Genomic DNA, 10,219 nt, shown 5'->3' with positions numbered 1-10,219 from the left:
TTCCTTGATGGTGAAGGCAGGATCTTCAAGCCGGCCAACTGTTGTCAGGCCCCACAGGCCACCCAGGAGCGCCATGATGACGATCATCCAGGTGTTGACCGGTTTCTGTATCGAATAGCGTGCAATATCCACGGGTTCTGATCCTTCGACTAACTTACATGGATCAGCGCAACGGGCGCACGATCTGGCCTTCGCTCAGATAAGCGACACCGGCTGAAACGATCTCGTCACCTTGCTGCAAACCCGTCCGCACGGGAATGAAATTTCCCATGATCGTGCCAATTTCGACGGGTGTTTTTGACACCGCACCGGTTTCAGCGGCGAATTTCCAGACAAATGCATTGCCGTCACCATCCACGGCAACAGAACCGGACGGAACCAGATTCTGCTCGCCAAGTTCCAGTCCTTCCGGCTGCACCTTGACGAAGACAGAGGCAGTCATCCCGGGATGGAGCTGTTCCGCACCTTCCCGCGGCATTGCCAGCGTGACACGGTATGTCTGCGCCACTTCGTCCACCTGGCTGGAATGCTCGCGATATGTGAGCGGGAAAAGCTTGTCACCATATGCCGGGAACATCGCCTCCAATGAAGCCACATCCGCTTCGGTAACCCGTCCAAACAAGGCTTCGGCAACGTTGATGTCGACCTGAATTTCAGAAACGTCGTGCACACGAACCACCGGAGTACCAACACTGACTGTCGTGAAATTGTCCACCAGACGAACCGAAACGATGCCATCGAACGGTGCCCGCAGGGTCGTATAGGCGAGATTTTGCTTGGCTTCTTTCAGGCGTTCAACCGCAAGGTCATGAACATTTTCCTGCTCGTCGAATGCTGATTGCGAAATCACCGACCGATCCCGCAGCGTTGCCAGGCGGTCCATTTCCCGCTTGGCCTGGTCGAGGCTTATGGTCGCTTCACGGACGGCGCGCTCATAATCTGTCGGGTCAAGTTTCGCGATCACGTCCCCCTTCGTGACCGGCTGGCTTTCACGCACTGGCAATTCAATCAGTTTCCCGGCAACCTGGAAGGAAAGATCAACGGTCTGTACTGCTGCGACCCGTCCCGCGAACCGTCTTTCTACGAAACCGATCTGATCGGAAACCGTAAAAATCTTGGCCGGTCTCGGTGCCGCATGAAGCTTGGCTTCGGCCTCTGCAACCGGGTCAATTGCATTGTCCTGGCAAGCGGCCAGAAGCCCGGCGGCAAGCAGGAACCCCACCCATCGGCCGATAGGTGCTTTGCGTAGTGCCAACATTTGATTTTTCGTCCTAGTTCTTAATTTCGTCCAGACACCGGCGGAGTTGATTGAAAACCACCACCAGCTCGTCTTCCGTGAATACCGAGGCGCAATGTGCATCGGAAAAATGCAGTCCTTCCAGACTTGACCAGATCATCCAGGCCTTCCCGCGTTCTTCCGTTTCGGCCTCGACAGCCTTTTTCAGACGTGTCGTGACTTCCTTGAAGGGTTCACTGAGGTCCGGTTTGTCGGCCTTGGTCGCCAACATTGCCCGCGCAACGTCCTGCCGCTCCCGAAGCCAGCCCTGGGTGACATCGATCATAGCACTCAAAGTCGGGCATGGTGACGACAGATGCAGTTCTCGCGCCTTGGCAACTTCGTCGCCAAACTGATTGGCCAGAAACTCGACCATGCCGGTGATGAGCGCGTCCTTTGTCGGGAAATTGTAGAGAACCCCGCCCTTGGAGAACCCGCTTTCCTCCGCAACGGCATCAATAGTCAGCGCCGGAGCACCTGAGCGCCTGATGACTTCAAGCGCCGCCGTGAGGATTTCGCTCTTTGAGTCCTGCGTGCTTCGTGCAGATCGAGGCATGATTTTTATACCGTCCAGTCAGTACAGTTTCGAAATACTTATACCGTCCAGCCGGTACAGACAAGAGGAGAGCCTGCAAACCAGCCTTGCAAAATGTGCAAGGCCTTGGCCCCGCACACGATTGCCTTGTGCCGAATGAGATAAATATGGAACAGAAAACCGAACGTCTCGCCAATTCAGGAAGAAATCAGGCAGCGGCCTCGGCCATTGCCGCTTCGGCGGCTGCCTGCTCTGCTGCCGCTGCTTCTGCAGCCATGCGCGCCCGTTCGCGCGCTTCTTCTTCCGTCTTCTCGGCGAAAGCGATGAATTCATCCGCCGGCATCGGCTGCGCAAAGTAGTAACCTTGTGCCGCTGTAACGCCCAGTTCCAGAAGACGCTCGATCTGTTCTTCCTGTTCGACGCCCTCGGCAATGATACCCATTCCGAGATTGTCGGCCAGTTCGACCATGGAATCGACAATCGTGGTCGAGGAGTCGTCGGAACTGATGGAGTCGATGAACATCTTGTCGATCTTGATGATATCGACGCCAAGTTTTTGCAGATAGGCCATGCCGCCATGACCGGTTCCCACATCGTCCAGTGCGACACGGACACCAAGCGCCTGCAGCTCAGCAATGATCTTGCGTGCCAGTTCCATATCGGCAAGCGGATGCCGCTCGGTCACTTCAACGACAATCTGCTGGTAAGAGATCTCCGACTTCTCGAAGATCGACTTGATATCGCCAATAACCTCGCGATCCAGGAAGTGTCCTGCAAACAGGTTGATCGATAGCTTCAGATCCGGGTTCTCGCCATAAAGCTCGCCGACCTCTTCGGAAGAAACCCGCATCATGTGTCTGGTCATGTCGAAGATATGGCCGTTGTTTTCGGCATAAGCCATGAACTGACCCGGCGATACGATCATGCCATTCGGCCGGCGCCAGCGCATCAAAACCTCACAGCCGCGCAGACGATGGGTCTCGATATCCATGACCGGCTGATAGAACGGAATGAATTCGCCATTGCGGACCGCTGCAACAAATTCATCATTGGCTTCGCTTTCAGGCCGCCAGGACAGCCAGACGCCGATAGCAACGAACAAGATAGCGATACCGGCGCAAGCTGCCGTGGCAACGACTTTCAAGTCCTGCACGACATGCGAAGCTGCAGAAACCGGGGCGACCACCTTGGCAACCAGCGGATAAAGTTCGGATCTCACTTCTACGCTGAGCATGTCTCCGGGCGTTGAGGCTTCGGAGTTGTAACCGCCGACATTGTACCAAAGCAGATTGTTGCCGAGACGGAGTTCAGCCCTCCGGTAGGATCGCAGGTATTCCGGGCCAGGGTCCATTGCAATGACCGCCGGGGTCACCTCTGCAAACAATCGTGTCTGGTCCTTGAGATCCCAGCTGATCACAGCTGCATGGGCACCCAGAAAGCTTCTTTCAAGCATTCCAATGCCAACCAGAGGCCCGTCGGAGCGAACCGGTGGCAATATCATCTGCCCTGCCAATTCCCTATCCGGAATGATGCACATGCGCTGGCCAGATGCATCGGCCAGTCCGATCGCATCGACCATTCCATGCTCCACGATCTGCTTTTCGTAGATAACCCGGTCTTCGGCGTCACAGGTCTGGACATTATCCCGGTCAAGACGCTGCAACAGTGAGACGGTTGTGCTGATTGCTTCCTCGGCGCGCCTGATCGATACCTGCCCCATCGCCTCCATCTCGGTGATGGCACGTCGTTCGGCATATTGATTCAAGATGATGTTTATTGCGAACAAGGGGGTGACGGCCAACACAAGGGCGATCAACACCGTTTTCGCAAAACCGATATACCGGAAGGACAAAACACAGGCCTTACTAATAATACACTCTTCCTGAAAATGGCGGATCTGGGTAAACAAGGACTGAATATTCAGTCATTTCATCCAGATCAAAGCCACGATCTCAGCAAGGGTGTTTAGCTGCGGGCTGAACGTTTCAACCGGATAACAGGAGGATTACATGCAGGCATTGTTTATCGGCCAGGCCTATATCGACGTCACTTTCCTGACCGACCGCCTGCCGACAGGCGATGAAAAAGCGATTGCGAAGGACTACGCCATCAGTTTCGGCGGCAATGCGGTTACGGCCGCGTTCTGTTGTGCGAAACTGGGAGGTAAGCCTGACCTATTGTGCTCGCAGGCAGACGACTGGCTTTCGCGGATGTTCCAGGACATGGCATCGGCATACGGCATTTCGATCCACGGCAGGAAAGTTCGTGAATCCTCCCTTTCCTTCATCATGCCAAAGGGCGGCAAGCGGGCGATTGTTCGTTGCCGGGACAACGATTTTCTTCACCCGTTCCCCCCCCTGACGCTTGGAAACCTGAAGGCACTGCATCTGGACGGACACATGCCAGATGCCGCTCTCCATTATGCGCAGACCTGCAAGAACCTGGGTGTGCTGACATCGCTTGACGGTGGTGCGGTTCGGGAAAACACAGATGAGTTGCTTGAACACATCGATATCGCGGTCGTTTCCGAACGCTTTTGCGAGCAACTTGGCAAATCGACCGGTGAGACTTTGAACTATCTGCGATCCAAGAACTGCCCGGTTGGTGCTGTGACCCTCGGTGAACAGGGAATGGTCTGGTACGAAGCCGGTGGGCCCGACAAGATCATGCCGGCCCTGGCTGTACCAATTGAAAATGTTGTTGATTCGAACGGTGCGGGTGACGTTTTTCACGGCGCCTATATTGCGTCCTATCTACACTGGCCGGAACACAGCTGGGATCAACATTTCCGGTTTGCCCGCGGTGCGTCCACGCATGCAATCCAACACCTTGGAAATGAAGCCAGCCTTCCGTCTCTCGAAGATGTTGAAAGAGCAAACGCCACATTTTCTGAAAAAGCCGTCGCCTGACGGACTGAAAACGATACCGGCTTTCACCTTGCCTCCTTTGTGAACATGGAGCAGAGTGGGCGCGCCTTTTCATGGTGGAGATTTATATGATGTTTTCCTGTGCGCCCCGGTTCAGAACCGGCCTGTCGGCAGCCGTTAGTCTGATTGCCCTTCAAGCAACTCCCGCCCTCGCTTTCGATCCGACCGGAAATGAAATCGCGGACGCTTTCCTCACGATTCTTGATACCGAAGAAGGAACCGTCGAGAGTTACGGTTCGGTCGACGTTTCCGGCGCAACCGTCACGATTTCGGATCTTGTCATCAGCAATGATGACGAGGAAAAGGAAAAGGTAACCATCGGCTCAACGGTTTTGACCGACGGTGAAATTCTTGACAGCGGCCGCCTGAAAATCGAAAGCCTCGACCTCACCCAACTTGAACTTGATGCCGATGACGGTGGCATGTCTTTGGGAAGCGTCAACGTGACCGGTCTCGTATTACCATCGGCAGAAGAGGCGAAAGCCCAGCAATCTCCCGTTGGACCAGGATACAGAACGTTCGAAGCGGCCACGATCAAGGTTCGCGATGAAGACGGCAAAGTCGCCGAAATCGAGAAGATCTCTTCTTCCATCGACGGTATGGACGGGGACCTGCCAACGTCAGGCAAATTCGCGATTACCGGCGCCACAATTGATGTCAAGGAGATTGAGGCCGATGAAGCAAAGTCTCTCACGGAACTTGGCTACGAAACGCTGTCTCTTGACCTGAGTGGTTCGGGAAAATGGAATCCGGACGCTGCCACCATTGACGTACCGGAGTTGAAGATCGACGCGAAGGACGCGGCGAGCCTTACGGTTTCATTCTCGCTTGGAGGGGTTACCCGTGATGTTGTCACTCAGCTTGATGACACATCGGAAAACCCGGAAGAGGCAATGGCGCTTCTACAGAATGTCACGATTACCAACGCAAAGATTCGTCTGGATGACCAGTCCCTGACCGGTCGTATCCTCGATCAGGAAGCAGAAAAAGCAGGCGTTGAAGTTCCGGTCTATGTCGCCGGTCTAACAGGCAGCTTACCCCTCATGCTTGGTATGCTTCAGAACAAGGAACTGGAAGGCAAGGTCACTGAGGCCGTGACGGAGTTTTTGACAACACCGGGATCACTGGAACTCACCGCAAGCCCGGGAACTCCCGTTCCCGTCGCTCAGATCGTCGGAACAGCAATGCTTGCTCCGCAGATGATCCCCCAGATCCTGTCTATTGGGATCACTGCAAATCAGTGAATTTGCTTGAGCTTCAAATTTCCCAAAAAGCCCGGAGTGATTTCCGGGCTTTCTTTATTCTGCGGCTTCGTCCCGATTTTGAAACTGGAGCTCACAAAGTCGGCGATAGATGCCGTCATGATCAAACAGCTCCTGATGGGTACCGCTTTCAATGACCTTGCCTTGATCCATGACATGGATCTGGTGGGCATGACGGACGGTGCTGAGCCGGTGAGCGATCACAAGCGTTGTGCGCCCATCCATCAGTGTTTCCAACGCAGACTGGATTTTGGATTCTGATTCTGCATCCAGAGCGGAGGTTGCTTCATCCAACAGCAAGATTGGAGCATCACGCAACATTGCCCGCGCAATCGAGATTCGCTGACGCTGGCCACCTGAAAGATTGTTGCCTCCCTCGCCTGCCCTTGTGTTGTAGCCTTCCGGCAGTGCCATGATGAAATCATGGGCATTGGCCGCCTTTGCAGCTTCTTCGATTTCCTCGATTGAAGCGTCGGGCTTGCCGACAACAATGTTGTCTCTGATGCTGACGTTGAACAGGTAAGCATCCTGGCTGACATAGCCGATATTGTCGCGCAGTGACGATATCTTGCAGGACGTGATCGAAAGGTCATCGATCAGGATATCGCCACTATCCGGATCATAAAGGCGCTCAATCAATGAGAAAACGGTTGATTTTCCCGCACCCGAGGCGCCGACCAATGCTGTCATCCTGCCCGGCTGAGCGACAAAGCTCGCACCGCGCAAAGCAGCACTTTCGCCGTAAGAAAAGGCAACGTCCCGATATTCGATCTTACCGCCGCGTATTTGAAGATCCCCGGCATTCTCTTTGTCTTGCATAACCGGTTCGCTGTCGACCAGTTCATACATAAGACGCAGACCGACGATCTGTTTGCCCAGGTTGACATTCAGCCTTGCAAGGCGACGTGCCGGGTCATAGGCCAGCAAAAGCGCAGTGATAAATGAAAACAGCGCTCCCGGATCCTGCCCGAGATTGATGACCGAATAACCACCGTAGAAAATCACCAAAGCAATCGCAAAGCCGCCGAGGGTGTCCATAAGCGGAGAGGTTCTGGCCGAAAGCGACGCGATCTTGTTCGACTGTTTCTGCACCTCCAGAACCCCCACTTCCATGCGCTTGCGCATGATGGGTTCCATCCCAAAGGCTTTGACAGTTTTGACGCCAAGCACGGATTCCTGCATGGCCGCTCCGATCTTGGCCGTCGAAACAACCTGCCGCTTTGCGTATTCCTTGACGCGTCGCACCAGAAACGCCACACCAATGACGGCCGGAGGCATGGTGATGAGTGCAAACAGGCTCAGAAGTGGATTTTGATAAACCATCACGAATGTGAGGCCGATCAACGTCAAAATATCGCGACCAAGAGTGACGATTACCAGATCCAAGGTCGTTCGGGCAGCATTGACCCCCTGTCCAACCCTTACGTTGATTTCAGCCAGCGACAGCCGGTCATAATAGGTTTGGTCCTGCCTGATCAGGTGGTCAAACATCCGTCGTTGCAGATCTGCAACGATCGAATTTCCGACACGGGCCAGCACAACCATCTGGCCGTATGTCGAAGCGCCTTTAAGACTGAAGATCAGCAACACGGTGATCGCGATCAGATAAACCATCGTGGAGTCTTTGTTGACAAAGACCTCGTTCACGACATCACGCATGATCCAGGCGCTTGCAGCTGTTGTCGCCGCAATCATAGCCATGAAGACAAAGGCCAGCAGATACTGCGGAATGTAAGTCCTGAAGTTCTCGCTGAACAATCTCTTGATCAGCTGAACTGTGCCGTCCGGATCGGTCCAAGTTTTCGATTTGAACGGATTGAGCACGAAGCGTCACCTTTCTAGCGGCTTTCACCACTCGACATGAATGAGGCCAGCTGAGCCGGCCCCATGCCCCTTCGCTTAAGAGGGGTACTCCTATTCGACGGCTCCCTGCAAGGGGAGACGCTTATGCTTCCGGCAGGTTCAACCGCAAATGCAGGTCGCGCAGTTGTGCCGCCGTCGGTTCGTTCGGCGCGCCCATCATCAGGTCTTCCGCTTTCTGGTTCATCGGGAAGAGCATGACTTCACGGATATTCGCCTCATCTGCGAGCAACATCACGATACGATCAATCCCAGCCGCACAACCGCCGTGCGGGGGAGCCCCGTACTGGAAGGCGTTGACCATACCACCGAAGCGATTGTCGACCTCTTCCGCCGGATATCCGGCGATTTCGAACGCCTTGTACATGATTTCAGGCTTGTGGTTCCGGATCGCGCCGGAGACCAACTCGTGCCCGTTACAAGACAGATCGTACTGCCATCCCTTGACTTCAAGCGGATCACCCTCCAACGCTTCCATGCCGCCCTGCGGCATGGAGAACGGGTTATGCTCAAAGTCGATCTCGCCGGTTTCCTCATCCTTCTCATAGATCGGGAAATCGACGATCCAGGCGAACTCGAAGCGATCCTTGTCGGTATAGCCCAGCTCTTCGCCGATGATGACACGCGCTTTTGCGGCAACCGGTTCAAACTGCTTTGGCTTGCCGCCCAGGAAAAAGGCCGCGTCGCCCATTTCCAGGCCCAGCTGTACCCGAATGGCTTCAGTGCGTTCCGGACCGATATTCTTGGCCAGCGGTCCGGCTGCTTCCATGGAACCGTCTTCGGCTTTGCGCCAGAAGATATAGCCCATGCCCGGCAGCCCCTCGCCTTGCGCGAACTTGTTCATCCGGTCGCAGAATTTGCGGCTTCCACCTTTCGGGGCTGGAATCGCACGGATTTCAGTCCCCGGCTGTTCCAGCAGATTTGCGAAGATGGCAAAACCGGATCCGGCGAAGTGTTCGGAGACAATCTGCATCTTGATCGGGTTTCTGAGGTCCGGCTTGTCCGTTCCGTACCAGAGTGCAGAATCCTTGTAGGCAATCTGCGGCCAGTTGCGGTTGACCGGACGGCCCTTGCCGAATTTCTCAAAACAACCGGCGATGACCGGCTCGATCGTGTCAAAGACCTCCTGCTGCGTAACAAAGGACATCTCCATGTCGAGCTGATAGAAATCGGTCGGAGACCTGTCAGCGCGCGGGTCCTCGTCGCGGAAACACGGCGCGATCTGAAAGTACTTGTCAAAACCGGAAACCATCAGCAGCTGCTTGAACTGCTGCGGTGCCTGCGGCAGGGCGTAGAATTTGCCCGGATGCAGACGGGACGGGACAAGAAAGTCACGAGCCCCTTCAGGAGACGAAGCGGTGATGATCGGCGTCTGAAATTCGTTGAAGCCGATCTCCCACATACGATCGCGCAAGTCCCGCACCACGTTCGAGCGCAGGATCATGTTGTTGTGCAGTGTCTCGCGGCGCAGATCCAGGAAGCGATACTTCAAACGCACCTCTTCCGGATACTCCAGCTCGCCAAAAACCGGCAACGGCAATTCCTTTGCGGAACCAAGGACTTCCATTTCACGGATGAAGATTTCGATCTCGCCGGTTGGAAGTTCGGAATTGATGGTCTCGTCGGTCCGCTTTTTCACGTTGCCGTCAATGCGGATGCACCATTCGGAACGCACGGATTCAGCAAGGCCGAACGCGTCAGAGTCCGGATCAACGACGCACTGCGTTACGCCGTAATGGTCGCGCAGATCGATGAACAGCACCCCGCCATGATCTCGGACCCGGTGGACCCAGCCGGAAAGACGGATGGTCTGGCCTTCGTCGGACAGACGGAGATCACCGCATGTATGGCTACGGTAGGGATGCATTCTCGTTCCTCGACAGTTCTGGAATTCCATAGAAAATCGTTACGGCCCGCCGCAGGCAGGCCGTGTCGGGCTGCAAAAGCCACGTTGCGGGACGAAAGTCAAGGGAGAGGCTTGTCTGGCTCTGACGCATCCCCTCAAGATATGAGCCCATACCCTTCGCTTTCCACCTGAATATGATGGGGCGAGAAAACCGAAGCGACGCCTAAAAGTTGAAAAATTGCTGGAACACGACCACTGCTATATGCTCTGAGTTGTCGATTCTACAGGGGGGACTGAACGTGATTTCACTTCTTTTCGCGCTGATGACGGTTGCCATTCTATTGGCCTGGCGAGACCGCTGGCGTCTTTCCTTCTTTGTTTTTGGAATAACCCTCGTTTTGAGCATTTACTGGCTCGACTTCCACGCGACCACGCCGCTGACGATCAGACTGTAGGAGAGCCGCCATGATTATTCTTGCGCCGCATCCCTCGCGCACACTCAATGCGATCGGT

At 54.9% G+C, this 10,219-nt stretch carries 8 protein-coding genes; 3 read left to right on the top strand and 5 right to left on the bottom strand.

Annotated elements, in window-relative coordinates; translation table 11 throughout:
- Positions 1-163: 163 nt before the first annotated feature.
- The 3 genes from K5905_RS18415 to K5905_RS18405 form a co-directional block, all read right to left on the bottom strand.
- Positions 164-1,258 (bottom strand): efflux RND transporter periplasmic adaptor subunit, encoded by a 1,095-nt coding sequence (locus K5905_RS18415; protein WP_297586451.1) that lies wholly within the window; start codon positions 1,256-1,258, stop codon positions 164-166.
- A 13-nt stretch (positions 1,259-1,271) separates the two neighbouring features.
- Positions 1,272-1,832 (bottom strand): TetR/AcrR family transcriptional regulator, encoded by a 561-nt coding sequence (locus K5905_RS18410; RefSeq protein WP_297586450.1) that lies wholly within the window; start codon positions 1,830-1,832, stop codon positions 1,272-1,274.
- Between the two features lie 187 nt (positions 1,833-2,019).
- Positions 2,020-3,630, bottom strand: a complete 1,611-nt coding sequence (locus K5905_RS18405; protein ID WP_297586448.1) for an EAL domain-containing protein — start codon at positions 3,628-3,630, stop codon at positions 2,020-2,022.
- Positions 3,631-3,820: 190 nt separating this feature from the next.
- On the opposite strand from K5905_RS18405, the gene K5905_RS18400 reads away from it, so the two are divergent.
- Together K5905_RS18400 and K5905_RS18395 are read left to right on the top strand one after the other, a co-directional pair.
- A complete protein-coding gene (locus tag K5905_RS18400; protein WP_297586447.1) occupies positions 3,821-4,720 on the top strand; it encodes a sugar kinase in 900 nt (299 codons plus the stop codon).
- Between the two features lie 86 nt (positions 4,721-4,806).
- Positions 4,807-5,982, top strand: coding sequence for a hypothetical protein (locus K5905_RS18395; protein WP_297586445.1), 1,176 nt, complete (start codon positions 4,807-4,809; stop codon positions 5,980-5,982).
- 54 nt (positions 5,983-6,036) lie between these two features.
- Here the strand turns inward: K5905_RS18395 and K5905_RS18390 are convergent, their stop codons facing one another.
- Both K5905_RS18390 and aspS read right to left on the bottom strand, forming a co-directional pair.
- Positions 6,037-7,824, bottom strand: a complete 1,788-nt coding sequence (locus K5905_RS18390; protein ID WP_297586443.1) for an ABC transporter ATP-binding protein — start codon at positions 7,822-7,824, stop codon at positions 6,037-6,039.
- Between the two features lie 121 nt (positions 7,825-7,945).
- Positions 7,946-9,727 (bottom strand): aspartate--tRNA ligase, encoded by a 1,782-nt coding sequence (aspS, locus tag K5905_RS18385; RefSeq protein WP_297586442.1) that lies wholly within the window; start codon positions 9,725-9,727, stop codon positions 7,946-7,948.
- A 278-nt stretch (positions 9,728-10,005) separates the two neighbouring features.
- Between aspS and K5905_RS18380 the strand changes: the two genes are divergently transcribed.
- Positions 10,006-10,161 carry a DUF5993 family protein gene (locus tag K5905_RS18380; protein ID WP_297586440.1) on the top strand — a complete coding sequence of 52 codons (156 nt, stop codon included), beginning with the start codon at positions 10,006-10,008 and terminating at the stop codon, positions 10,159-10,161.
- Positions 10,162-10,219 lie beyond the last annotated feature (58 nt).

Source organism: Roseibium sp., from assembly GCF_025698965.1.
In the GTDB taxonomy this organism is placed as follows: Bacteria; Pseudomonadota; Alphaproteobacteria; order Rhizobiales; family Stappiaceae; genus Roseibium.
The sequence above is the reverse complement of the archived record's forward strand: the minus strand, read 5'-3'. Positions and strand labels throughout refer to the sequence as shown.

Bases quoted from the DNA above. Each gene is read 5' to 3' on its own strand.
- K5905_RS18415 (WP_297586451.1), bottom strand. From the start codon at position 1,258: ATGTTGGCACTACGCAAAGCACCTATCGGCCGATGGGTGGGGTTCCTG.
- K5905_RS18410 (WP_297586450.1), bottom strand. From the start codon at position 1,832: ATGCCTCGATCTGCACGAAGCACGCAGGACTCAAAGAGCGAAATCCTC.
- K5905_RS18400 (WP_297586447.1), top strand. From the start codon at position 3,821: ATGCAGGCATTGTTTATCGGCCAGGCCTATATCGACGTCACTTTCCTG.
- K5905_RS18395 (WP_297586445.1), top strand. From the start codon at position 4,807: ATGATGTTTTCCTGTGCGCCCCGGTTCAGAACCGGCCTGTCGGCAGCC.
- aspS (WP_297586442.1), bottom strand. From the start codon at position 9,727: ATGCATCCCTACCGTAGCCATACATGCGGTGATCTCCGTCTGTCCGAC.